Raw genomic sequence first — 24,386 nt, forward strand, 5'->3', positions numbered from 1 at the left:
ATCGCTACAGTGGCCCCCGCCGCGGACTTCACGCGGCGCTCACATGGCCATTTTTTCCGACGGGCAGTCGCCCGCGAGGGGTTACGTTTGTGAAGAAGAAGGTTCTCGCGCACGAACTGCGCGGGGCAGGAATGCCTCGGCGCGATTTCCTGCGCAAGTCGATGGTCGCCGCGCTGCCCGTCATCGGCGCCGCGGGCGGTATCAGGCACGCGTTCGGCGCGGTCATGGCGGGCAACCTGCCGGCGCTGTCGATGTCGGCCACGGCCGTCTACGACCCGCCGGCCCGCACGCGCGGCACGGCCACGCTGAGCGTGCGCGACTGGGGTGCCGCGGGCGACGGTGCGCGCGACGACACCACCTCGTTCCAGTCCGCCATCGACGCACTGCCCTCGACCGGCGGTACCGTCCACGTGCCGGCCGGCGACTACGTGATCGATCCGACACGCAACGTGCGGCTGCGCAGCAACATGCACCTGCAGCTGGCGGACGGGGCCGTGCTGCGGGCCAAGCGCAACGACCAGGAACGCGCCTACGTGCTGATGGCCTACAAGGTCAGCGACGTGGAGATCTCCGGTGGCCGCATCATCGGCGACCGCGACAACCACCTGGGGACCACCGGCGAATGGGGCCACGGCATCATGATCCGCGGATCGTCGCGGGTGACCGTGCGCGACATCCACATTTCGCGGTGCTGGGGCGACGGCGTCTCCATCGGCGGCGCCATGGTGACCGGGGCGCCCACCATTGCCTGCAATGACGTGGTGATCGCCAACATCGTGAGCACCGGCAATCGCCGCCAGGGGCTGACCATCGGCTGCGCCACCAACGTGAAGGTGTACGACAGCGAGTTCAGCGACACGCGGGGCATCGCGCCCGAGTGCGGCATCGACGTGGAGCCGGATTCCAACGACGCCCGCACCACCTCGACGGTGCATATCGAGAACTGCCTCATCCGCGGCAATGCGGGCAACGGCCTGCTGCTCTACAAGCGGGTCAAGGGGGTGACCGTCAAGCGCTGCACCATCGAGTACAACGGTGGGCACGGCATCCTGACCATCGGGCCGGAGAGCGGATACGTGGCGCTCAACACGATCCGGCACAACTATCTGGTGGGCATGATGCTGGGCGCAGCGACCTACAACTACCAGGTCAGCGGCAATGTCTTCCGCAACAACCACACCCGCCTGCACGGCGTGAACACGGTGATCAATCCCCTGGTCGCGATGACCGGCCTGGTGGACGGAAACAAGGGCAACGGTGCGCATATCGCCAAAGTGTCCACCGCCACCGAGATCCGGGTGACCACCAACCAGTACGCCAAGTAGCCTTCGGGTGAAGAGGGGGTCAAGAGGCGGCGGCAGGCCGCCTCTTCCATTTCCGCGTTCACGCGCGCAGGTGTCTTGTGGTGAGTGCGTCAATGGATCGGCGGGGGCGGTTTCCTAGAATCCGCAGGTCGATCCGCGCGGAGCCCGCCTTGAAGTTCATCCTGTTCGCCAACACCGACTGGTATCTCTACAACTTCCGGCTGTCCACCGCCCGCGCGTTGCAGGCCCGGGGCGTGGACGTGGTCATGGTTTCCCCGCCGGGCGAGTTCGGTCCGCGTTTCGCTCAGCACGGTGTGCGCTGGGTGCCGCTGCGCATGCAGCGCGCCAGCCTGAATCCGCTGCGCGAAGCGGGAACGCTGGCCGGGCTGGTCGCGCTGCTTCGCCAGGAGCGGCCCGACCTGCTGCACAGCTTCACGCTGAAGTGCGCCGTGTACGGTGCGTTGGCGGCGCGCGCGGCCAGCGTGCCGGCCTACGTCAATGCGGTGACGGGCCTGGGCTACGTCTTCGCCAGCGACCGGATGAAGGCGCGCGTGCTGCGCCCGGTGGTATCGGCGCTGATGCGCATGGCGCTGGGCAGCGAACGCTCGCGCGTGATCCTGCAGAACCCCGACGATGCGCAGGCCTTCCATTCCCTGCGCCTGGCGCCGCCCCAGCACATCCGCCTGATCCGCAGTTCCGGTGTCGACATCGCCCGCTTCAACACGGAAGGCCGCCAGGCCGGTGATGGCGCGCTCCGCGTGCTGCTGGCGGCACGCCTGCTGAAGGAGAAGGGCGTGCGCGAGTACGCCGAGGCATCGGCACGCTTGCGCGCTGCCGGGCGCGATGTGCGGTTCCTGCTGGCAGGCATGCCCGATGAAGGCAATCCGGGTTCGGTGACGCGCGCGGAAGTCGAGGGGTGGCAGGCACAGGGCCTGCTGGACTGGCGGGGGCACGTGGACGACATGCCGGCCCTGCTGCGCAGCGTGGACGTCATGGCGCTGCCGAGCTATTACCGCGAAGGCGTGCCGAAGAGCCTGATCGAAGCGGCCGCATGCGGGATCGCGCTGGTCACCACCGATCTGCCGGGTTGCCGGGAGGTGGTGACCCGGGACGGCCATGACGGCCTGCACGTGGCGCCGCGGAGCGCCGCGTCGCTGGCGCAGGCGCTGGCGCGCCTGGACGACGACCGCGTCCTGCTGCGCAGGTTGGGCGAGCGCGCGCGCCAGAGGGCCCTGGCCGACTTCGATGAGCGTGCGGTGATCCGGCGGACGTGCGAGGTCTACGACGAGCTGTTGCCACGGCCGCTCGCGGCGGCGGCATGAGCCGGGTCCTGCCCGTGCCGTGGCGTCCGGCGCTCGCCGCGCTGTCCCTCCTGTCGCTGGCGACCGCGGCGGGTGCGGCGATGGTCTTCCTCAGCCAGGTGCTGCTGGCGCGCCATTTCGGTCCATCGCAGTACGGCCTGTTCGCCTCATCGCTGGCCACGGTCAGCCTGGTCGCGCCGTTGGCGGGTTTCGGTCTGTCCCAGTTCCGCTTGAAGGCGCATGGCGCCGAAGGCTGGGCCGCCGAGCGGTGGCAGCCGGCCGCGACGCGCTTCATCGCCGTCACCAGCCTGCTGGCGGTGGCCGGCATCGTGGCGTGGGCCCTGGCCGGGCCACCGGTGGACGCGGCGACCCGGCACATGCTGCTGGTCCTTGCGCCCTTCGTTCTGGGCCTGCTGGCGGTCGAGCAGATCGGCAGCAAGCTGCGCCTGGAGGAGCGGCACGGCGCACTCGCGGGCTGGCAGCTGCTGATGCCGACGGGACGGTTGGCGATCGCCCTGCTCGCCGTGGCGGGACTGTCGATGTCGATCCATGCCGTGGCTTGGGGTCACCTGGTGCTGGCGGTCGTCGCACTGGTGCTGGCGCTGCCGCAGTGGCAGGCGATGCATCGGGGCCGCTGGGCGTTGAAGGGCCACGGTCCGCGCGATGCCACGCACGTGCGGGACATCGCACGGCCCGACGCGCGCGCGCTGTTGCGCCTGGCGTGGCCCTACGGCGTGGCGGCGGTGCTGTACCCGGTGTTCTTCCAGATCGGCACGGTGCTGCTGAAATACCTGCGTGGCGACGCCGAGGCCGGCGTGTTCGGCATCGCGCTGGCGGTGATGACCGCCATCTACCTGTTCCCCGCCACGGTGTACCAGAAGTTCCTGCTCGCGCGCCTGCACCGGTGGGCCGTGCACGACCGCGCGCGCTTCCGCCAGGTCTACCGGCTGGGCTGCATCGGCATGCTCGCCAGCGGGCTGGCGGTCGGTGCGCTGCTGGCGGCGCTGTCGGGTGAAGCGGTGCGCATGTTCGGCCATCGCTACGCGGGCCTGCAGCCGCTGTTGATGCTGATGGCGGTGTGCGTGCCGCTGCGCTTCCTGTCCACCGCGGTGGGCGCGGTGCTGCTGACGGAAGGGCAGATGGCCTACCGCGTCGGCGCCATGCTCGCGGCGGCCGTGGCCGCCACGATGTTCAACCTGATGCTGATCCCGGCCTACGGCGCCCTGGGTGCTGCCTTCGCCACGCTGGCGGCAGAGGGCCTGTTGCTGCTGGCCATGTACCACGGCGCGCGACGCGCCGCCGTGCTGCGGGGTGGGCCATGACCCTGCGCACGGCGTTCACCGGGTACTACGGAATGCGCAATTTCGGCGACGACCTGTTCGGCGTGCTCTGCGCGCGCGCGGCGCAGGCGTACTGGCGCGCCGCCCCGCGCGTGGTGGGGCCGCCGCTGGCATCGGCTCCCGCGCCCGGCACGGTGCCGCGCCGGTATCCGACCCGCTGGTACGGCGGCACCGGGGTCGTCGGCAAGGCCAGCCGATGGCTCAGTTTCGCGCGCGGCCTGCGTGACTGCGATGTGCTGGTGATGGGTGGGGGTTCGGTGATCACGGCGCGCGAATCGTTCCGCAAGCCGATGATGCTGGCGGCGGTCGAGCGCGGCGTGCAGCTGGCCGCGGTCGGTGTGTCGATCGGCCCCTTCGACTCGACGCGCGACGAGGCGTCGGTCGCCGCGTTCCTGCAACGATTCCGCTATCTGTCCGTGCGCGATGCGCGCTCGCACCGGTTGGCGCACGCGATGGGACTGGAGGCGATCACGCATGCCGGTTGCGACCTGGCCGCGCTGTTGCCCGCGCTGGGGCCGGTCGTCGCTGGCCCGTTGAAGGTGCCGGATGCACCCGTACGTATCGGCGTGGCGCCATGCCGCTACCGCGAGGACGGCGATTATGCCGCGCCTTCGCGGCGGCGCTGGGAGGAGCACCTGATCGCGGCCCTCGCCGCGCTGCGGCGGACGCGCGAGGTGGCCGTGGACGTGTTCAGCCTCAACGAGCATCCCCGGCACGGCGATCGGGCGCTGGCGCAGGCGCTGGTGGACAGGCTGCGCACCGAAGGCGTCGCCGCGGAATGGCGCGGTTACGCCAGCCAGGACCCCCTGCGCACGGTGGATGCGCTTGCGGCCTGCGATGTGGTGGTGAGTGCGCGCCTGCACGGCGCGATCGTCGCTTACCTGCAGGAGGTGCCGTTCATGATCATCGACTACCACCCCAAGTGCCGCGACTTCGCCAACGACATCGGCCTTGACGAGACATTGCGGGTCACCGCCGCGGCGACCGGGAACCCGTTCAGCGAGGCCTTGCCCGCCTTGCTGTCCGGCGAACGGCGGCCGCGCGTTCCACGCGGCGAATACGCCGCACGGGCGCCGGAGATCTTCCAATGCGCACCCTGGGCAAACGCATGAACCTCCCTCGTCCGCAACGCATTCCCCGCACCGCCAGCGCGCCGGCACCGGTCAGCGTCGTGGTGCCGTGTTTTCGCTGCAGCGATACCATCGGCGCTGCGGTGGCCTCGATCGCGGCCCAGCGCCGGCGGCCGGCCGAAGTGCTGCTGGTGGACGATGCCAGCGGCGACGGCACGCTGGACACGCTGCATCGTGTCGCGGCGGCGTATCCGGCGGGGTGGGTCAAGGTGATCGCGTCGTCGCCGAACGGCGGACCTTCGCGCGCGCGCAACCTGGGCTGGCAGCAGGCGCAACAGCCCTACATCGCCTTCCTCGATGCGGACGACACCTGGGCGCCGGACAAGCTCGCCCTGCAGATGGCCGAACTCGAACGCGATCCGCGCATCGCCCTGATCGCGCACGGGATGAAGGTCGCGCCACGCGGCACTGCGCCGGCACCGGTGCGTGGCGGGGTGCGGGCGCGGGTGATCGGGCGCCGGCGCCTGCTGCTCAACAATCCGTTTCCCACGGCGTCGGTGATCCTGCGGCGCGACCTGCCGTTCCGCTTCGACGAGCGGTTCCGGCGGGTGGAGGACTTCCTGCTGTGGGCGCAGATCGGCTTCTCCGGCTATCGCTGCGTCAAACTCGACCAAGTGCTCGCCTACTGGCACAAACCCACCTTCGGCGCGGCCGGACTCAGTGGCGATCTGGACGCGATGCATCGTGCCGGCAAGGACGTGCGCCGGGAACTGCTGGCGGCGGGGCTGGTCACCCGGGGCGAGCATTGGTTCGCGCGGGCTGTGGGACTGGTGCGGCGCGGACGCCGGCGCGTGCTGATGCTGTTGCGGCCGGCCGCCACACGGTGAGCACATGAAGGCCTCCGCCAGCGCGCTCGCCCCGCTGCATCCCGCCCGCCGCCCCCATGCGAGCGCCGAGCGCGGCTTGGGCATCGCATGGCTGTTGATGGTGGCCGTGTTCGGCTGCTGGCTGGTGGGCAGCCGTCCGCTGCACATCGGATCGGATACCGAAACCTACGCCGGCTTCTTCGAGAGCCTGGACCAGGGCGTGCCGGAAACGCGGCTCGAACCCGGTTTCGCCTACCTCAGCTACGGCCTGCGGCTGCTGGGCCTGGGCGTGCCGGGCTACCAGGCGGTGCTGTTCGCGCTGCTGCTGGCCGCTGTCGCCATCGCCGTGCGGGTCAACCACCGCGCGTTCCCGCCGACCAAGGCGTATGCCACCCTGCTGTGCGCCTCGCTGCTGTTGCTGTTCATCTCGCCCATGTTCGTCAACGCGTCGATCAACGCGATCCGCCAGGGCCTGGCCGCTCCGCTGGTGTTCGCCGCATTGCTCAGCTTCCAGCAGCGGCGATGGTGGGGCTTCGTGCTGCTGGGCGCGCTCGCGGCCAGCCTGCACGTGTCTTCGCTGCTCTATCTGGCCTGTGCCCCGGCGCTGCTGCTGAGGCCTAACCTGTTGCGGACGCTGGCGGCGCTGGCTTTCCTGGCCTACGCCAGCGGCCTGTCGATGAAGGGGGTGGCCGCGGTGTCGCCGGCGCTCTACACCACCGTGATGGAATACACCGCCAACGACAACTATCGCGCAGGCGTGCGCATCGACTTCGCGGTGTTCACCATGTTCTGGTACGTGCTGATGCTGGCGGTCTCTCCCTGGGTGCAGGCCGGGGCGCGCAAGCCGCTGCAGGACGGCGCATCGGTCTACCTGGTCATGGTGCTGCCGTTCTTCGCGATCGGGTGGGGCTACTTTTCCAACCGCTACCTGCTGCCCGGCTGGCTCGCGGTGTCGTTGATCCTGGCGGCCGCCTGCTGCTACAGCAGGCTGGCGCCGCTGCGACAGCCGCTGCTGCTCGGCGCCGGCCTGGCCGCGGCCTGTGGCGTGCTGTTCTTCTATGTCAGCCGTGGCATCGTCATCTGAGGCGGGGCTGATGGAGGCGTTGGCCGGACTGGTGGTGTCGCTGAGCTATCCCCCGGCGTTCTCGCTGTGCCTGCTGGGCGTTGCGGTGCTGGCGTGGCTGTTGCGGCGGCGCAGGGCCGCCGCTGGCATCGCGGGCATGGCGCTGGCGTGGTCGGCGCTGTGGTCCATTCCCTTGGCATCCGAGATGTTGCGGGGCACGCTGGAGCAACGCTACGCCGTGCGCGAGGTAACGGCATTGCCGTCCGCCGATGCGATCGTGGTGCTGGGCGGTGGCAGCCACTATGCATGGCTCGACCAGCCGGACGTCGATCCGGCGAAGCTGCGCAGCAGCCGGCTCGCCGCCGGTGCGCGCGCCTGGCATGCAGGCAAGGCACCGAAGCTCATCCTCAGCGGCGGTGGCGTCGGCAACACCACCGAAGCCCGCCGCATGGCCGAGGCGATCCAGCGTCTGGGCGTGCCGCAGGACGCCCTGTTGCTGGAGGAACGCAGCCACGACACCCGCGACAACGCGCGTTTCAGCACGGCGCTGCTCGAGGCTGGGCACGGTGGCCGCCATGTGCTGCTGGTGACCTCCGCGCTGCACATGCCGCGCGCCGCGCTGCTCTTCACCCGGGCGGGCGCCGTGGTGACGCCGGTACCGGTGCCGGAAGGACGGCCGGCAGTCGGCCTGCGCGCGCGCTGGCTGCCATCGCGGCGCGCGCTGTGGCGCAGCGGCCGCGCGTTCAAGGAGTTCGCGGCGCTGGCCGCCGCGTGGATCGGCGCGCCCGGGCATTAATCCCCGGTTGGGTCGCTTCCGCCGTTCTCTTCACGCCGCCGTTGCCACGATCCCGTGAACGTCCGCGCCCCCTGCCCGGCATGGGTGCCGCAATCCAGAAACAGCGAGGTATCCGGTGGTGAACATCCAGCGTCCTGTCCAAATCCTGCTCGCAGCAGCCGTCGTCTCCGCGCTTTCCGCGTGCTCACTCGGCCCGGGCCAGCACATGATGCGCAGCGCCAGCGTGCCGAGCGGCGAAGGCCAGGCGCAGAGCGACGTGCGCATGGTGCCCATCACGCAAGCGCTGGTGGCCGCGCCGCGTACGGCCGTCGTGCTGCCGCCGGTGCTCGCCCAGTACCGGCCCGAGGCTTACCGGATCCAGCCGGGCGATACCCTGATCGTCACCGTGTGGGACCACCCGGAGCTGACCACGCCCGCGGGCAACCAGCAGCAGGCCGCCACCAACGGTCGCCTGGTGCAGCCGGACGGCAGCTTCTTCTTCCCGTACGCGGGCAAGCTCAACGTCACCGACATGACGATCGAGCAGGTGCGCAGCACCCTTGCCAGCCGGCTGAGCCAGTACCTGAAGTCGCCGCAGGTCGACGTGAACGTGGTCGGTCACGGCGCGAGGGTCACGCTGCAGGGCGCGTTCGAGGACACCACGCCCCAGGAGTTCACCACGGTGCCGTTGACGCTGGCGCAGGCGGTGGGCCGTGCACGCATCAATGTGGAAGAAGCCGACCTGTCCGGTTTCGTGCTGACGCGCGACGGCACCGACTATCCGCTGGACCTGGATGCGTTGAACCGCGGAGGGACCGTCGCCGCCGACGTGTACCTGAAGCCGGGGGACCGGCTGCACATGCCGTTCAACGACCGCAAGCAGGTCTATGTCATCGGCGAGGTGCTGCGCCCGCAGGCGCTGACCTTCAAGACCACCGACATGAGCCTGACCCAGGCCCTGGGCCGTACCGGGGGCCTGAACCCGGTGACGGCCAAGGGCGGCGCGGTCTACGTGATCCGCGGCATGGAAGACAACTCGCACAAACAGGCGACGGTGTACCACCTGGATGCCGCGTCACCGGTCGCCTTCACCCTGGCGGACCGCTTCCCGCTGCGGCCGGGCGACGTGGTGTGGGTGGGCCCGGCAGGCGTCACGCGCTGGAACCGCTTCCTGACCCAGCTGCTGCCGCTGTCCGGGATCATCAGCAATGCGGCCGCGGCGCAATACAACTTCGACCGCGGCAACTGATCGTGCGCCGATGCGCTTCACGCATCCAGCGGTTCTTCCTCGCGTGCGTAGGGCAGCGGACGGGGCATCGGCGACGGCAGCGGTGAAGGCCGCGCTTGGCCCGCGGCCGGGCGTGGCGTGTTCCGCCGCGCCGCCAGGGCACGCAGGCGGTCGGTGCGGGCCAGCGCCCAGCGCGCAGACCAGCGCATGCCCGCGGGCACCGAGCGTACCGCGACGTTCGCCTGCGGTTGCCGCGGATCGTCCAGCAGGACGACCACCAGCCAACCGCCGCGGCATGCGCTCACTTCCAGCACGGGATGTCCGTCGAGATCCAGACGCGCACCGCTCCAGTCGTCGTCGGGCGTCGCTTCCACCCACTGGAAATCGTCGGGGAGTTTCATGGGGACAGCCTTGGTCATGGGGAGGGCCTTCTCGCTTGCACTGGGGGAAAGTCGATCGCAGGGCGCGATCCGGTCCGCCATCGACGGACCCGACGTGTCTGTTCGCGCTCAAACGCGGACACGCATGTTCTTCGTGTGCTCCGATCATAAGGAACGCGAGGGCGTCACGACGATTTCGGCTGAGTCCGCTTCAGCAACAAGCCAGTGATGTGGGCATGCGTGCACTGCATCACATCGAGTCATGTGCGTGAACGGCGTTCACATGCTCATCGCATCGCGCGCGCGTGTTCCTTCAGCGCCGTGTCCGCTGTGCTCTAGGCGTGGCGATGACTGACGAGAAGCGCAAATGGGGATTCGCGCTGCTGACGCCCGAGCAACGGAAGGACATCGCACGCAAGGGGGGGCGTGCGGCGCAGAAGCGCGGCCGCGCGCATCGGTTCGACAGCGAGGACGCGCGCGAGGCAGGCAGGAAGGGCGGGGCGAAAGTCAGTCGGGACCGCGAGCACATGGCGCGCATCGGTGCGAAGGGCGGTCGCGTCAAGTCGCGCGACCGTCTGGCGTCATCCGACGAGGAAGAATGATGCAAGGACCGCGCGCTGGCGCGCTCACTCCACCCAGCCGCTGATCTCGCCGTGCTCGAAGGGGCCGACCTTCTGCCGCGCGATGCGGCCATCGGCATCCACCAGCACGGTGTAGGGCAGTACGCCCTTGGCATTGCCCAGCCAGACGCTGGCATCGGCCGGGCCCGGCGTGTCCAGCAGGATCGGATAGCGCACGGGCACGCGCGCGGTGAAGTCGCGCACGCCTTCGGGCGTATCGAGGGCCAGGCCGAGCACCTGCACGCCGGCTTCGCCCTGAGTGGCGGCGAAGCGGTCGAGCTCGGGCATCTCCTCGATGCACGGCCCGCACCAGCTGGCCCACACGTTGATCAGCAGCCGCCTGCCCGCATAGCGCGTGCGCAGGTCGACGAGGGCGCCATCCAGGCCGGGCAATGCGATGGCAGGCATCGGGTCGCCGATGCCGGCGGGCGCCACGCCGGCCGGTGGCGCGGGCGCGGTGGCGTTCGTGGCCGCATGCAGGGCGCGTTCGCCGGCGCGGGTGCGCCAGAGCGGGTTGCCGTCGAACCACAGACTGGCCAGCAGGCCCAGGCCACCGGCGGCAACCGCCACGAGCAACACGCGCGAGGTCGTCGCCCTCATCGCGCAGCGCGCTCGAAGGCCCGGCGCACGCCGTCCTGGGTCAGGACGGTCGGCAGCACTTCCCCGGCCCCACCGCCGCGCGGGTACACCACGTACAGCGGCACGCCGACCGCGCCGTGTTCTTCGAGGAAGGCGGTGATGGCCGGGTCCACGTTGGTCCAGTCGCCGGTCATCATCACCGCGTCATGGGTCTTGAGCAGCTCGCGGAAGGCGGGCGTCGAGAGCACGGCCTTCTCGTTGGCCTTGCAGGTGACGCACCAGTCGGCGGTCATGTCGACGAAGACGATGCGGCCCTCGGCGCGCAGGGCCCGCAGGGCTTCGGCGGAATAGGCGACATGGTCCTCGCCGCGCGGCGCACTGGTCGATGCCGTCGGCAGGCGATGCGCCACCACCAGCGGCACCACCGATGCGGTGACCAGCAGCGCCGCCAGCACGCGCTGCAGCGGCGCCGCGCGCAGCCGCAGGCGCTGCCACCACCACAGGCCCAGCGCCAGCACCACCAGGCCCGCCAGCGCGAGGCCGACGGCGTCGATGCCGCGCTGGTTGCCCAGCACCCACAGCAGCCAGACCGCGGTGAGGTACATGGGGAAGGCGAGCACCTGCTTGAGCGTTTCCATCCACGCGCCCGGTCGCGGCAGGCGCTGCGCCAGCGCCGGCACGAAACCGATCAGCAGGAACGGCAGCGCCAGGCCCAGGCCCAGCACGGCGAATACCAGCAGGCCCAGCAGGCCCGGCGCGGTGAAGGCGTAGGCCAGCGCCACGCCCATGAACGGCGCAGTGCACGGACTGGCCACCACCACCGCGAGCACGCCGGTGAAGAAGTCGCCGGCCGGGCCGCTGCGCGTGGCAAGGCCGTGGCCGGCACCGGCCAGGCGGTGGCCCACCGTGAACACGCCCGACAGGCTGAGGCCCACGGCGAACATCACGTACGCCAGCACGCCCACCACCCACGGCTGCTGCAGCTGGAAGCCCCAGCCCAGCGCCTGTCCGGCGAATCGCAGCGTGAGGGCCAGGGCTCCCACGGCGATGAAGCTGACCAGCACGCCGGCCGTGTACCACAGCGCCCGCCGGCGCGCGTCGGCGCCGCTGCGCCCGCTCTCGGCCAGCGACAGCGCTTTCAGCGACAGGATCGGCAGCACGCAGGGCATCAGGTTGAGTACCAGGCCGCCCAGCAGCGCGAACGCGAAGGCCGTCAGCAGCGATACCGATCCACGCTCCGAAGCGCGCGCCAGCACCTCCTCGGGCGGACGCGTGCGGGCGACGTCGCCGCCGCCCGTCCGCATATCGGCGGCCTGCGGGTTCCCGGCCCCTGCCTCTGCGGGCGTCATCGTCGGCGCCACCTCGGCGGGGGCCTGCGTGACCGGCGCATCCGCCGGCGTCACCGCGCCGGCCGGGATGGCCAGCTTCACCCGCCGTGTCATCGGCGGATAGCAGATGCCGTCGGTCTGGCAGCCCTGGAACGTCACCCGCAGCGTCGCGGTCACCGCGTCGGCACGGGTGCGCTTCAGCGGCACCGGCACTTCGGCCTGGTCGAAATAGACGGTGACGTCGCCGAAATGCTCATCCCGGTGCGCGACGCCCTTCGGCCAGCGCGGTGCCTGCAGCGACACGCCCTGCGCACCTTCCAGCGCCATCGAAGTGCGGTCGCGATACACGTAGTAGCCGCGCGCGGGCGTGAAGCGCAGCAGCAGTTCGTCGCCGTCGAAGGCGATCGCCTCGAAGGCGAACGCCTGTTCCGCCGGCAGCGGCAGCGCATCCAGGCCGGCCTGCGGCGTCTGGCCGAGCAGGTTGCCGGCGCGCGCGCCCGACGCCAGCGGAACGAAGGCAGTGCCCTCGGCGGCCGGCAACGCCACCTTCAGCGTGCGCGTCTGCGGCGGGTAGCAGATGCCGGCGTCGGCGCAGCCCTGGTACTTGATCTTCAGCGTGACGCTGTCGGCGCTCGCCGCCGATTGCCCGGGCAGGGTGGCGAGCAGTTCGCCGCGGTAGGTTTCGACATCGCCGAAGAACTCGTCCCGGTAGGCCTTGCCCTTGGGCAACTGCAGCGGCTGCGCGACGAAGCCCGCATCGGCCTCCACGCCGGTGCGGTGCCGGTACAGGTAATAGCCGTCGGTGATCTTCCAGCGGATCTCGATGCGGTCGCGCGCCGGCGCGCTGGCGCTCAGCACGAAGGCTTCGTCCACCGGCAGCAGGTCGTCCTGGGTGATGGCGGCCGAGGCTGTCGGTGCGACCAGCGAGGCGAGGGACAGCAGCAGGCAGGCGAGCAGGGTGCGGATCGGCGTCATCGGGTCACTCGGGTCGGGCGTCGGCGCGCGTTTCCGCGGCGACCCAGTCCAGGTAGGCGGGCAGGCCGGCGGTTTCGACCGCCAGGATCTCGGGCAGTTCATACGGATGGAGTTCGGCCAGCCGCGTCATGAGGGCATCGCGCCGGTCCGCCGGCGTCTTGGCCAGCAGCTGGACCTCGCTGGCCTGTTCGACCCGGCCCTGCCAGTGGTAGGTCGAGACCACCCCCGGGAGCAGGCTGACGCAGGCCGCCAGGCGCTCCTCCACCAGGATCCGCGCCAGCCGCTGAGCGGTGTCGGGATCGGGGCAGGTGGACAGGATCAGGAAGACGGACATGGGTGGCCGATTATCGCAGACCCGCCGCACCGGCCCGGCCGGCGAAAAAAAGTGCGGGCACACCCCTTGAAAGCCGCAGGCCGCCGCCCAACATCCCCGTCATCCCGGCCTGGCCGGGTTTTTGTGCCCCGGGCGTTGGCACTCTCCGTGGACGAGTGCTAACATCCCCGCCCCTTTCCTAGTCCAATCAATCACTTAAGAGGATTGACATGAGCAACATCAAGCCCCTGTACGACCGCCTGGTGGTCAAGCCGATCGAAGCCGAAGAGACCTCGCTGGGCGGCATCATCATTCCCGACGCCGCCAAGGAAAAGCCCACCAAGGGCGAAGTCATTGCTGTCGGCGAAGGCAAGTTCATCGACGCCACCGGTGGCGTGCGCGCCCCGAAGGTGAAGGTGGGCGACAAGGTGATCTACGGTCAGTACTCCGGCTCGGCCTACAAGCAGGACGGCGTCGAGTACAAGATCATCAAGGAAGACGACGTCCTCGCGATCCTCGGCTGATGCCGAGGCGGGATGGGTGACTGGTGATTCGCAGTAGCGCAACCGCGCTGACGGTCCCGCCCCCACCGAATTCCCGCCGCCCGACGCTTATCGAATCACTCATCACACATCACGAATCACGAATCACGGAGTTTTTCCAATGGCAGCCAAAGATATCCGTTTCGGTGAAGATGCCCGTACGCGCATGGTGCGCGGCGTGAACATCCTCGCCAATGCCGTCAAGGCCACCCTCGGCCCGAAGGGCCGCAACGTCGTGCTCGAGAAGAGCTTCGGCGCCCCGACCATCACCAAGGACGGCGTGTCCGTGGCCAAGGAAATCGAACTGGCCGACAAGTTCGAGAACATGGGCGCGCAGATGGTGAAGGAAGTCGCGTCCAAGACCTCCGACAACGCCGGTGACGGCACCACCACCGCCACCGTGCTGGCGCAGGCGTTCATCCGCGAAGGCTCCAAGGCCGTCGCCGCCGGCATGAACCCGATGGACCTCAAGCGCGGCATCGACCAGGCCGTGAAGGCCGCCGTCGAAGAGCTGAAGAAGCTGTCCAAGCCGACCGCCGACGACAAGGCGATCGCCCAGGTCGGCACCATCTCGGCCAACTCCGACAGCAACATCGGCGACATCATCGCCGAGGCCATGAAGAAGGTCGGCAAGGAAGGCGTGATCACGGTCGAGGAAGGTTCGGGCCTGGAGAACGAGCTGGACGTGGTCGAGGGCATGCAGTTCGACCGCGGCTACCTGTCGCCGTACTTCATCAACAACCAGCAGTCGCAGCAGGTCGAATTCGACGACCCCTTCATCCTGATCCACGACAAGAAGGTCTCCAACGTCCGCGAACTGCTGCCGGTGCTGGAAGGCGTCGCCAAGGCGGGCAAGCCGCTGCTGATCGTGGCCGAGGAAGTGGAAGGCGAAGCCCTGGCCACCCTGGTGGTCAACACCATCCGCGGCATCGTGAAGGTCGCCGCCGTCAAGGCGCCGGGCTTCGGTGACCGTCGCAAGGCCATCCTGGAAGACATCGCCACGCTGACCAACGGCACGGTGATCTCCGAGGAAGTCGGCCTGCAGCTGGAGAAGGCCACCATCAACGACCTGGGCCGTGCGAAGAAGGTCGTGGTCTCCAAGGAGAACACCACCATCATCGACGGCGCCGGCGATGCCGAGCGCATCCAGTCGCGCATCAAGCAGATCAAGGCGCAGATCGAGGAGACCTCCTCCGACTACGACCGCGAGAAGCTGCAGGAACGCGTGGCCAAGCTGGCCGGCGGCGTGGCCGTGATCAAGGTCGGCGCCTCGACCGAGATCGAAATGAAGGAAAAGAAGGCCCGCGTCGAAGACGCCCTGCACGCCACGCGTGCGGCCGTCGAGGAAGGCGTGGTCCCGGGCGGCGGCGTCGCCCTGATCCGCGCGCTGCAGAGCATCGGCACCCTGAAGGGCGCCAACGAAGACCAGAACCACGGCATCCAGATCGCCCTGCGCGCGATGGAAGCCCCGCTGCGCGAGATCGTCACCAATGCCGGCGAAGAGCCGTCGGTGATCGTCAACCGCGTGAAGGAAGGTTCGGGCAACTTCGGCTACAACGCCGCCAACGGCGAGTTCGGCGACATGATCGAGTTCGGCATCCTGGACCCGACCAAGGTCACGCGTTCCGCGCTGCAGAACGCCGCCTCGATCGCGGGCCTGATGATCACCACCGAAGCGATGGTGGCCGAGGCCCCGAAGAAGGACGAACCGGCCATGCCGGCCGGCGGCGGCATGGGCGGCATGGGCGGCATGGACTTCTAAGTCCCGTTTCCCGCGTCACCGTTCCACGAGAACCCCCGCCGCGAGGCGGGGGTTTTCTTTATCCCTCACCCCGCAATCGCACGCACCGCGCGCAAGGCCTCGTCGACTTCCTCTGGCGTATTCACCAGGCTTGGCGCCAGCCGGGCGTAGCTGACGGCGTAAGGACTGGTGCTGGCGACGATGCGCCGCGCGAGCAGTTGTTTCACGATGTCGGTGGGCGATAGGCCATCGATCTCGAACGCCACCAGCCCCGCGGACAACGCGGCGGCGCGCGGCGTGTGCATCTTCACCTTCGGCAGGCTGGCCAGGCCCTGCTTCAGTTGATCGTTCATCGCGGTGATGCGCGCCGCCACGCGCGGGCGCTGCATCTGCCTGTGCATGCGGAAGGCGGCCGCCATCGCCCATTGGTGCTCGAAGGCATGGAAGCCGCCGGGCGTCATCCTGGCGGCGTTGGCAGGACCCGAGGGCGGACGTTCTTCTGCCCAGGCCTTGTAGCTCTCCAGTTCGGTGAAATTGGGCACCAGCGGCCGCAGGCGTGCCCAGCTCGCCGCGTTCGCCCACACCAGCCCGGTGCCGCGCGGCGCGAACATCCACTTGTGCGTGCCGGCGCAGAAATAGTCCGCACCCAGCGTGGCGACGGTGTCGTCGGCCGCGCCAAGCCCGTGCACGCCATCGACCACCAGCAGCGGCGGCTCGGGCAGGCCGCGCAGCATGGCGGCGATTTCGCGGACCGGCAGGCGGATGCCGGTGCTGGAGTGCACCCAGGTGATGCCGACCACGCGGGTGGCCGGCCGTATCGCCGCTTTCAGCTGGCCGACGATCTCGTCGACGCTGGCGTCCGCGGACGAGGCGAACAGGGCGATCCTGCGCATCGAGGCGCCGGCGCGCGCGGTGGCCAGCCGGATCGATTCGTGGTGCGAGTAATGGTCGTGGACGGTCGTCAGCACTTCATCGCCGGGCTTCAGCGGCAGCCCGTGGTAGACCAGCGCGAGGCCTTCGGTGGTGCTGCGGGTCAGGCATACCTCGTGGGCGCGCCCACCCAGGTAGTCCGCGGCCTCGGTGCAGACCTGCAGCGGCAGGTTGTGCGCGTCGTCCTCGAACATCGCGCGTTCGACGAACAGGAACGGATTGGCGTCCATCGCCCGCCGATAGCCTTCCAGGGCCTCCCGCACCGGGGTGGGGTGGCTGGCGATGAAGAACGAGGCGAAATGCCGGTACGCCGGATCCAGCGCGAACTGCGCGCGCACGGCATCCCAGTCGGAGAGGTCGGGCAGGGCGGGTGTCTGCGCGGCGACCGCGGCCAGCAGGGGGCCGGGCAGCAATGTGGTCGCGGCGAGCGCGGCGGGGGCCGCGAGCAGGTGTCGGCGGGACAGGGCCATGATGCACCGGACCGGTGGCGTCGCCGGATGCGACAGAGGGGCCAACGCGGGGGTGTGCGCCGTGCGGCCACCGTTCGGCGGTCGCCCGCGGCGATGCGTACCGGCGTTGTTCCATGCGCGTGCGCACCTGTCCTGGATCCGCGGTTCCAGGTTGCAGATGAAACATTCGCCAGCCCGCGAAAGGCGTGATATCTCTACGCCCCGATGAGCCCGACCCGCGCCCGCTTCTGGTTTTGGTATTACCGCGATCCCACGGCGGTGGCGAGGCTGCGTTCATTCTAGGTAGACACCAGAAGAATCCCCTTGAAGCCGCCAGCGAACCTGGCGGCTTTTTTATTGACACCGGAGAACCCCCATGGCCCCCCACACCGACGACCTGCGCATCAGGAAGCTTGATGAGCTGGTCACGCCCGCCGCGATCATCGGCGAACTGCCGTGCGACGATGCGATTTCGCAGACGGTGTCCGAAGCGCGCGGCGCGCTGCACCACATCCTGCAGGGGCGCGACGACCGCCTGGTGGTGGTGATCGGCCCGTGTTCGATCCACGACCCGGCTTCGGCGATGGAGTACGCGACGCGCCTGAAGCCGCTGCGCGACGCCCTGGCCGGCGAGCTCGAGATCGTCATGCGCGTCTATTTCGAGAAGCCGCGCACGACGGTTGGCTGGAAGGGCCTGATCAACGATCCGGCGCTGGACGGCAGTTTCGACATCAACCGCGGCCTGCGCCTGGCGCGCGGCCTGCTGCGCGACATCAACGCGCTGGGCCTGCCGGCCGGCTGCGAATACCTGGACACGATCTCGCCGCAGTACATCAGCGATCTGGTGGCCTGGGGCGCGATCGGCGCGCGCACCACCGAGAGCCAGGTGCATCGCGAGATGGCCAGTGGCCTGTCGTGCCCGGTAGGCTTCAAGAACGGCACCGATGGCAACGTGAAGATCGCCGTGGACGCGGTGGGTGCGGCCTCGCATCCGCACCATTTCCTGGCGGTGACGAAGGAAGGCCGCTCGGCGATCGCCGCCACCGCGGGCAATCCGGATTGCCATGTGATCCTGCGCGGCGGCAAGGCGCCCAACTACGATGCGGCCAGCATCGAAGCGGCCAGCCGGGTACTGGCCAAGGCGGGACTGCCGGCCCGCCTGATGGTCGATGCCAGCCATGCCAACAGCGGCAAGGACCCGGACAACCAGCCGGCCGTGGTCGAGGACATCGCCGCGCAGCTGGAAGGCGGCGAGCGGCGCATCGTCGGGGTGATGGTGGAAAGCCATCTGGTGGGCGGACGCCAGGACCTGGTCGACGGCCAGCCGCTGGCCTACGGCCAGAGCATCACCGACGGCTGCCTCGGCTGGGAGGCCTCCGTGCGGGTGCTGGAACGTCTGGCCGCGGCGGTACGGGCGCGCCGCCAGCGCGACGACACGGCGGTGCAGGCGGCCTGAGCAGGAAGTGACTTCCGGCAGGTGGAAGAGGTGACCGCTGGCAACTGACGCGCGTCGGCGCCGCGGGAGACAGTGGAGGCCCATCCCGCCACCGGAGTCCGCCATGTCCCGTCCTGCCCGCCGCCTGCTTCCCCTCACGCTGGTTCTCGCCTGCTTCGGCGCGCTGCAGGCGCACGCCGCCGATCTCACCGTGACGCTGCAGGGCGTGCGCGCGCAGACCGGCGTGCTGAAGCTGGCGGTGGTCGATTCGCAGGCCGGCTGGGACGGACAGGCGCGGCCGGTGAAGGCCGACGGGGCGCCGCCGCAGGGCGAGGCCGCCACGTTCGTGTTCAAGGATCTGGCGCCGGGCGCGTATGCGGTGTTGGTGACCCACGACGAGAACGGTAACGGCAAGCTCGACAGCAACATGATCGGCATGCCGGTCGAGGCCTACGGCTTCAGCAACAATCCCAACGTGATGCGCAAGCCGACCTGGGACGAGGCCCGCTTCGACGTGGGTGCGCAGGATGCCGCCATCGCCATCACCTTGCGCTGAGGGCCCGCCATGGACCGTCGCCGCTTCCTGCGCCATCTCCTGTCCGGCGCCACCGCACTGGCCGTCGCCCCCGCGCTGCTGCGCGGCGAGGACGCCTTCGCCGGCGACCCCGCCCGCTTCGCGGCCGGCCTGCGCGAACAGCCCTGGCTCGCGGGCTGGAAGTCCGTGCAGTCCGAAACGCTGGGGCCGGCCACCGTGCAGTTGGAGGGGCGGTTGCCGGCAGGCTTCGCCGGGACGCTGTACCGCAACGGGCCTGCGTGGACCGAACGCGCCGGCTTCCGCTACGAGCACTGGTTCGATGGCGACGGCATGGTCCATGGCTGGCGCTTCAACGGCGACGGCACGCTGAGCCACCACGCACGCATGGTCGCCACACCGAAGTTCACGCGTGAGCAGCGGGCGGGCCGCTTCCTGTATCCGGTCGCCGGCACGTCCATCCCGGACCGGCACCCGATCCGCAACAACGACGACGCGAATGCGGCCAACACCTCCGTCACCATGATCAACGGCCGCCTGTTCGCGTTGTGCGAGGCGGGCTCGGCGTTCGAACTGGATCCGGACGATCTGGCCACGCTGGGCCCGGTGACCTGGCGCCCGGACCTGGCGGCGATACCGTTCTCCGCGCACCCGCTGCTGGACCGCGACGGCTCGTGGTGGAACTTCGGCTCCATCTCGATGATGGGCGGCAACGGGCTGGTGGTGTGGCATGTGGGTCGCGACGGCACGCTGGCATCGGCGGACGTGCTGGAAACGCCGGTGCCCGGCTACCTGCACAGCTTCGCCATGACCGATCGCCACCTGGTCTTCGCGCTGATCCCGTTCCGCTATCGCGAAGGCAACGGGGCGTTCTTCGAACGCCTCCGCTTCCAGCCGGAGCAGCCGCTGTGCATCGCGGTCGTGGACAAGGCCGCGCCGACGCGGGCGCGCTGGTTCGAGGCCGACTTCGCCGCGATCTACCATTTCGGCGACGCGCATGAGCGCGACGGCCGTATCACGGTACGCGCGGTGCAGCACCTGGACCCGGAGGAAGCGCGCTCGCCGATGCGGGCCGCGATGAACGGCGACGCGCAGGGCGATGTCCATGGCAGCAAGGGTGCGCTGCGCGAACTGGTGCTGGACCTGCGCAGCGGCAAGGCGCACTGGGAGGACACCGGCGTCACCGGCATCGAGTTTCCCGTGTTCGATGCCCGCACGCCATCGCGCGGCACGGCGCGGCTGTACGCACCGATCCATGCCGAAGGTTCGACCGCGCCGTACTTCAGCCGCATCGGCGCGTTCGATCTGGCGCGCGGCCGCCGCCAGGTGCACGACTACGGGCGCGACGTGCTGGTCGAAGAACACCTGTTCGTGCCGCGTCCCGGCAGCGCGCGTCCGGACGACGGCTGGCTGGTCGGCACGTTGCTGGATGCGGCGAAGGGGCGCAGCGGCATCGCCGTGCTGGATGCGCGGCGGGTGGACGACGGCCCGCTGGCGCAGGCCTGGCTGCCCTACACGGTGCCGCTGGGCTTCCACGGGCACTTCGCCGCGCGCTGATGCGCCCGGGCTCGGCCGCAGGCAGCGTGCCATGACCGGCACGCTTTGCTGGCGCGGCTGGGACTCCCGGCTTGGCGCAGTCGCCATGCGGTCGAAGGCCAAGGTCTGGTGCGAAGGCGGGCCCGTGCCCTCGATCGGGGGAGGGGCCGCCGGTTTGCGCGCGAGTGGGCCTGCGCGCCTGTTCAGGTAAATGCGATGAAGAACGTAACCGGGATTCTGACGAGCGGCCGCGGAATTGGTCTGATATCGGTAACATGCAGTCACGGCGCGGGTTTTGCTCGCATTCATCTTTGTGGCATCGCACCCTCAGGACGCGATACCCGGGGTTTTGTTTTGCAGTGCAGCGTGCAACACCCGTAACGCACCCTTCACGATGGCCCCGCATCCCGACGTGGGGGAGGGAGCAAGCCCGCAAATGGCCCAGCCTTTGCGGGCTTTTTTATTCCTGCTGCGCAGGAATGGAAACCCAGGTTCTGCTGCGCAGACCCGGGGCCTCGAGCCGCGCCACCCCACCCCGCGGCTTCGCCGCGCCCCCGGACTCAGCGGGCTCTGCCCTGGTCGCCTTCCCCTGCCTGGAGCCAGGTGCCGGCCAGAGGCGACCGGCGAAGCGTTAGAATTGGCCCATGGCCGACACCCCCGCCCGCGTAATCCCCCTTGAAGTCGTCAGTTCCTCGCCCGCCCCGCTCGAGGCAGGCGCCAAACAACTGGGGGGCGACAAGATCGCGCGTTCGCCCGTGCAGTTCGCCGACGCCCCGGTGCTGCGCAAGCCGTCCTGGATACGCGTCCGCATTCCCTCCGATGGCTCGGTGGCCCGGCTCAAGGCCAAGCTGCGCGAGAACCGCCTGGTCACCGTGTGCGAAGAGGCCAGCTGCCCGAACATCCATGAGTGTTTCGGCCACGGCACCGCCACGTTCATGATCCTGGGCGAGGTGTGCACGCGCCGCTGCTCGTTCTGCGATGTCGCCCACGGCCGTCCCAAGCCGCCGGATGCGTCCGAACCGCTGAGCCTGGCCAACACCGTGGCCGACATGGGCCTGAAGTACGTCGTGGTGACCAGCGTGGACCGCGACGACCTGCGCGACGGCGGCGCCCAGCACTTCGTGGACTGCATCGCGGCCATCCGCGAGCATTCGCCGGCCACGCGCATCGAGATCCTCACCCCGGATTTCCGCGGCAAGGGCCGGATGGACCGCGCGCTGGACATCCTGGCCGCCAATCCGCCGGACGTGTTCAACCACAACATCGAGACCGTGCCGGAGCTGTACCCCAACGTGCGTCCCGGCGCCGACTACCAGTGGTCGTTGACCCTGCTGCAGCGCTTCAAGCAGCAGCACCCGCATCTGCCCACCAAGAGCGGCATCATGCTGGGCCTGGGCGAGACCATGGAGCAGGTGCAGGGCACGCTGCGCGACCTGCGCGCGCACGAGGTGGACATGGTCACCATCGGCCAGTACCTGCAGCCCACACCGCACCACCACCCGGTGCTGCGCTACTGGACGCCCGACGAGTTCAAGGCGCTGGAGGAGTACGGCATGGCGCTGGGCTTCAGCCATGTGGCGTCGGGTCCGCTGGTGCGTTCGTCCTACCACGCCGACCAGCAGGCGGCGCAGGCCGCCCACGCCGCCCGCCAGGCAGTCTGAACGTCTCCCTCCGTGCGCCCTGGCCACCCCGGGCCGGGGCGGCGCCGTGTGCGCCTCCGCACCCCGGCACGGGCGCGGTTCACCTTTCCCTACGCCTGGGCCTTTAGGCTGCCGAAAGGCAGATGACAAGGCGCGCAACTTTGTGCACTGTCGTCGTGTCGAACCCGCATCGTTCCAGCTGACGGTCCCCAGGGGCCACGAGTACCCATGAAACTGAAGAAAGCCCCCCTCCTGCTGCTGGCCTTGGCCCTGTCGACCCCGCTGGCGCTGCTCGCGCGCGGCGATGGCGGCACGATCGCCGTGGCGCCCACGACGGACCAGGCCAACACGTCCAAGCTGGTGTACGGGCTGTTGTCCGACAGCCGCTACGCCTACCGTCCGCGCCCGCTGGACGATGCGCTGTCGCAGGACGTGTTCAAGCGCTACCTGGAAGCGCTGGACGGCGGCAAGCAGTTCTTCACCGCTGCCGACGTGGCGCGGTTCGCGCCGTACAGGACGAAGATGGACGACGCCATCCGCAGCGGCGACCTGGCGCCTGCGTACGACATCTTCACCGTCTACAAGCAGCGCGTGGGCCAGCGCGTGGCGTATGCGCGCGCGCTGCTGAAGCAGGATTTCGACTTCACCGGCAGCCAGCGCTGGGAATACGACCGCGAGGACGCGCCGTGGGCGGCCGATGGCAAGGAACTGGATGCCATCTGGAAGAAGTCGGTGATGAACGACTGGCTGCGCCTGAAGCTGGCCGGCAAGAAGCCCGACGACATCCGCAAGACGCTGGACAAGCGCTACGCCAACCTCCAGCGCAGCATCAACGAACTCAAGACCGAGGATGTCTTCCAGACCTTCCTCAATGCCTATACCGGCGCGATCGATCCGCATACCGACTACTTCACGCCGCGCACCGCCGAGAACTTCAACCAGTCGATGTCGCTGTCGCTGGAAGGCATCGGTGCGGTGCTGCAGCGTCAGGACGATCTGGTGGCGATCCGCGAGATCGTGCCCGGCGGCCCCGCCGACCTGAGCGGCAAGCTGAAGGTCGGCGACCGCATCGTCGCGGTCGGGCAGGGCAAGTCCGGGCCGATGACCGACGTGATCGGCTGGCGCATCGACGACGTAGTGGCGCAGATCCGCGGCAAGAAGGACACCCAGGTCCGCATCGAGTACATCCCGGTGGAAGCCGGCATCGATGGCAAGCACGCGCAGGTCACCATCACCCGGCAGAAGGTCAAGCTGGAAGAGCAGGCGGCCAAGGCCGAGACCATCACGCTGCCGGCCGGCGCGGGTGAGCCCGAGCGCCGCATCGGCGTGATCAAGCTGCCGGCGTTCTACCAGGATTTCGAAGGCCGTCGCCGCAACCCCAACGACTTCAACTCGGCTACCCGCGACATCGCCAAGCTGCTGGCCCAGTTCAAGGCGCAGGGCGTGGACGGCGTGGTGATGGACCTGCGCAACAACGGCGGTGGTTCGCTGGACGAGGCGGTGGAGCTCACCGGCCTGTTCATCGACAAGGGCCCGGTGGTGCAGGTGCGCGAATCCGGCGGCCGCGTCACCGTCAACAGCGACCGCAAGACCGGCGTGGCGTGGGATGGCCCGCTGGCCGTGCTGATCAACCGCGCTTCGGCATCGGCGTCGGAGATCTTCGCCGGCGCCATCCAGGATTACGGGCGCGGCCTGGTGATCGGCGAGACCAGCTTCGGCAAGGGCACCGTGCAGAACATGGTGGACCTGGACCGCTGGCCGGCCAACGAGGCGCCGCGCTTCGGCTCGGTGAAGCTGACCATCGCGCAGTTCTTCCGCGTGGCCGGCGGCAGCACGCAGCACAAGGGCGTGGTGCCCGACATCGCGTTCCCGGTGAGCGTGGACGCCAGCGAATACGGCGAAAGCACCTACGACAACGCGCTGCCGTGGACGCGCATCGCCGCCGTGCCGCACCTGCAGTATGGCAACTTCGCGCCGCTGCTGCCCCGGCTGGAGGCGCTGCACGCCGCGCGTTCGGCCAAGGACAGGGAGTTCCAGTGGTGGTCCGAAGACGTGGCCCAGTTCCGCGCCGAGGCCGCCAAGAAGTACGTTTCGCTCAACGAAGCCGAACGCCGCGCCGAACGCGACCGCCAGGAGGCGCAGCGCAAGCAGCGCCAGGCCGAGCGCAAGGCCCTGGGACTGGCGCTGGATCCGCTGGCCGAGGACCTGGCCGATGACGGCCTGGGCGCTTCCGAGCGCGACATCGTGAAGGATGCGCAGCGCGAGAAGCTGGCCGACAAGCGTCCGGACCCGCTGCTGCGCGAATCGGCGGCCATCCTGGGCGATGCCATCGAGATCCTGGGCCAGGACCGCAAGCTGTCCGCGCAGGTGTTGCCGGATTCGCCCGGACCGGGTCGCTGGGCGGAATGAGGCAGTGGTGAGTGATGAGGAGTGAGAAGT

21 protein-coding genes are annotated in these 24,386 nt (G+C 69.5%); 16 read left to right on the plus strand and 5 right to left on the minus strand.

Annotation, left to right across the window (positions count from 1 at the left end):
- Positions 1-89 precede the first annotated feature (89 nt).
- The 8 genes from MUU77_RS02960 (at position 90) to MUU77_RS02995 (ending at position 8,968) form a co-directional block, all read left to right on the plus strand.
- A complete protein-coding gene (locus tag MUU77_RS02960) occupies positions 90-1,325 on the plus strand; it encodes a right-handed parallel beta-helix repeat-containing protein (RefSeq protein ID WP_245091422.1) in 1,236 nt (411 codons plus the stop codon).
- Positions 1,326-1,474: 149 nt separating this feature from the next.
- Complete coding sequence (locus MUU77_RS02965; RefSeq protein ID WP_245091424.1) at positions 1,475-2,626, plus strand: glycosyltransferase family 4 protein; 1,152 nt, start codon at positions 1,475-1,477, stop codon at positions 2,624-2,626.
- The gene (locus MUU77_RS02970) at positions 2,623-3,927 is read left to right on the plus strand and encodes an oligosaccharide flippase family protein (RefSeq protein WP_245091426.1); all 1,305 of its coding nucleotides are present in this window, start codon (positions 2,623-2,625) and stop codon (positions 3,925-3,927) included. The genes MUU77_RS02965 and MUU77_RS02970 overlap by 4 nt, the downstream gene beginning before the upstream one ends.
- Positions 3,924-5,057 (plus strand): polysaccharide pyruvyl transferase family protein, encoded by a 1,134-nt coding sequence (locus tag MUU77_RS02975; RefSeq protein ID WP_245091428.1) that lies wholly within the window; start codon positions 3,924-3,926, stop codon positions 5,055-5,057. The genes MUU77_RS02970 and MUU77_RS02975 overlap by 4 nt, the downstream gene beginning before the upstream one ends.
- The gene (locus MUU77_RS02980) at positions 5,054-5,902 is read left to right on the plus strand and encodes a glycosyltransferase family A protein (protein WP_245091430.1); all 849 of its coding nucleotides are present in this window, start codon (positions 5,054-5,056) and stop codon (positions 5,900-5,902) included. The genes MUU77_RS02975 and MUU77_RS02980 overlap by 4 nt, the downstream gene beginning before the upstream one ends.
- Positions 5,903-5,906: 4 nt before the next feature.
- Positions 5,907-6,965 carry an EpsG family protein gene (locus MUU77_RS02985; RefSeq protein WP_245091432.1) on the plus strand — a complete coding sequence of 353 codons (1,059 nt, stop codon included), beginning with the start codon at positions 5,907-5,909 and terminating at the stop codon, positions 6,963-6,965.
- Between the two features lie 10 nt (positions 6,966-6,975).
- The gene (locus MUU77_RS02990; RefSeq protein ID WP_245091434.1) at positions 6,976-7,740 is read left to right on the plus strand and encodes a YdcF family protein; all 765 of its coding nucleotides are present in this window, start codon (positions 6,976-6,978) and stop codon (positions 7,738-7,740) included.
- A 205-nt stretch (positions 7,741-7,945) separates the two neighbouring features.
- Complete coding sequence (locus MUU77_RS02995; RefSeq protein ID WP_245091436.1) at positions 7,946-8,968, plus strand: polysaccharide biosynthesis/export family protein; 1,023 nt, start codon at positions 7,946-7,948, stop codon at positions 8,966-8,968.
- A gap of 17 nt (positions 8,969-8,985) precedes the next feature.
- Here MUU77_RS02995 and MUU77_RS03000 read toward each other — a convergent pair whose 3' ends face one another.
- On the minus strand, positions 8,986-9,348 hold the full coding sequence (locus tag MUU77_RS03000; protein ID WP_245091438.1) for a hypothetical protein: 363 nt from the start codon (positions 9,346-9,348) through the stop codon (positions 8,986-8,988).
- A 326-nt stretch (positions 9,349-9,674) separates the two neighbouring features.
- Between MUU77_RS03000 and MUU77_RS03005 the strand changes: the two genes are divergently transcribed.
- Positions 9,675-9,929: a stress-induced protein gene (locus MUU77_RS03005; RefSeq protein WP_245091440.1), complete on the plus strand. Its 255-nt coding sequence runs from the start codon at positions 9,675-9,677 to the stop codon at positions 9,927-9,929.
- Between the two features lie 24 nt (positions 9,930-9,953).
- On the opposite strand, the gene MUU77_RS03010 is transcribed toward MUU77_RS03005, so the two are convergent.
- The 3 genes from MUU77_RS03010 to cutA are packed head-to-tail and all read right to left on the minus strand — an operon-like array spanning position 9,954 to position 13,163.
- Positions 9,954-10,547, minus strand: a complete 594-nt coding sequence (locus tag MUU77_RS03010; RefSeq protein ID WP_245091442.1) for a TlpA disulfide reductase family protein — start codon at positions 10,545-10,547, stop codon at positions 9,954-9,956.
- Complete coding sequence (locus MUU77_RS03015; protein WP_245091444.1) at positions 10,544-12,829, minus strand: protein-disulfide reductase DsbD; 2,286 nt, start codon at positions 12,827-12,829, stop codon at positions 10,544-10,546. The genes MUU77_RS03010 and MUU77_RS03015 overlap by 4 nt, the downstream gene beginning before the upstream one ends.
- Before the next feature lie 4 nt (positions 12,830-12,833).
- Positions 12,834-13,163, minus strand: coding sequence for a divalent-cation tolerance protein CutA (gene cutA, locus MUU77_RS03020; RefSeq protein WP_245091446.1), 330 nt, complete (start codon positions 13,161-13,163; stop codon positions 12,834-12,836).
- Positions 13,164-13,372: 209 nt separating this feature from the next.
- Here cutA and MUU77_RS03025 point away from each other — a divergent pair, with 209 nt between their 5' ends.
- Together MUU77_RS03025 and groL are read left to right on the plus strand one after the other, a co-directional pair.
- Positions 13,373-13,666 carry a co-chaperone GroES gene (locus tag MUU77_RS03025; protein ID WP_094868220.1) on the plus strand — a complete coding sequence of 98 codons (294 nt, stop codon included), beginning with the start codon at positions 13,373-13,375 and terminating at the stop codon, positions 13,664-13,666.
- 139 nt (positions 13,667-13,805) lie between these two features.
- Positions 13,806-15,446 carry a chaperonin GroEL gene (groL, locus tag MUU77_RS03030; RefSeq protein WP_162111161.1) on the plus strand — a complete coding sequence of 547 codons (1,641 nt, stop codon included), beginning with the start codon at positions 13,806-13,808 and terminating at the stop codon, positions 15,444-15,446.
- A gap of 65 nt (positions 15,447-15,511) precedes the next feature.
- On the opposite strand, the gene MUU77_RS03035 is transcribed toward groL, so the two are convergent.
- The gene (locus MUU77_RS03035; RefSeq protein WP_245091448.1) at positions 15,512-16,825 is read right to left on the minus strand and encodes an aminotransferase class V-fold PLP-dependent enzyme; all 1,314 of its coding nucleotides are present in this window, start codon (positions 16,823-16,825) and stop codon (positions 15,512-15,514) included.
- A 355-nt stretch (positions 16,826-17,180) separates the two neighbouring features.
- Between MUU77_RS03035 and MUU77_RS03040 the strand changes: the two genes are divergently transcribed.
- The 5 genes from MUU77_RS03040 to MUU77_RS03060 all read left to right on the plus strand — a co-directional run bounded on the left by MUU77_RS03040 (position 17,181) and on the right by MUU77_RS03060 (position 24,356).
- Positions 17,181-18,260: a 3-deoxy-7-phosphoheptulonate synthase gene (locus MUU77_RS03040; RefSeq protein WP_245091450.1), complete on the plus strand. Its 1,080-nt coding sequence runs from the start codon at positions 17,181-17,183 to the stop codon at positions 18,258-18,260.
- Positions 18,261-18,363: 103 nt separating this feature from the next.
- Positions 18,364-18,795, plus strand: a complete 432-nt coding sequence (locus MUU77_RS03045) for a DUF2141 domain-containing protein (protein WP_245091452.1) — start codon at positions 18,364-18,366, stop codon at positions 18,793-18,795.
- Between the two features lie 9 nt (positions 18,796-18,804).
- Positions 18,805-20,328 carry a carotenoid oxygenase family protein gene (locus tag MUU77_RS03050; RefSeq protein WP_245091454.1) on the plus strand — a complete coding sequence of 508 codons (1,524 nt, stop codon included), beginning with the start codon at positions 18,805-18,807 and terminating at the stop codon, positions 20,326-20,328.
- Positions 20,329-20,951: 623 nt separating this feature from the next.
- Positions 20,952-21,968, plus strand: coding sequence for a lipoyl synthase (gene lipA, locus MUU77_RS03055; protein WP_245091456.1), 1,017 nt, complete (start codon positions 20,952-20,954; stop codon positions 21,966-21,968).
- A gap of 207 nt (positions 21,969-22,175) precedes the next feature.
- Positions 22,176-24,356, plus strand: coding sequence for a carboxy terminal-processing peptidase (locus MUU77_RS03060; protein ID WP_245091458.1), 2,181 nt, complete (start codon positions 22,176-22,178; stop codon positions 24,354-24,356).
- Positions 24,357-24,386: the final 30 nt, after the last annotated feature.

Origin of the sequence: Pseudoxanthomonas sp. F37 (assembly GCF_022965755.1) — a bacterium.
Classification (GTDB): domain Bacteria; phylum Pseudomonadota; class Gammaproteobacteria; order Xanthomonadales; family Xanthomonadaceae; genus Pseudoxanthomonas_A.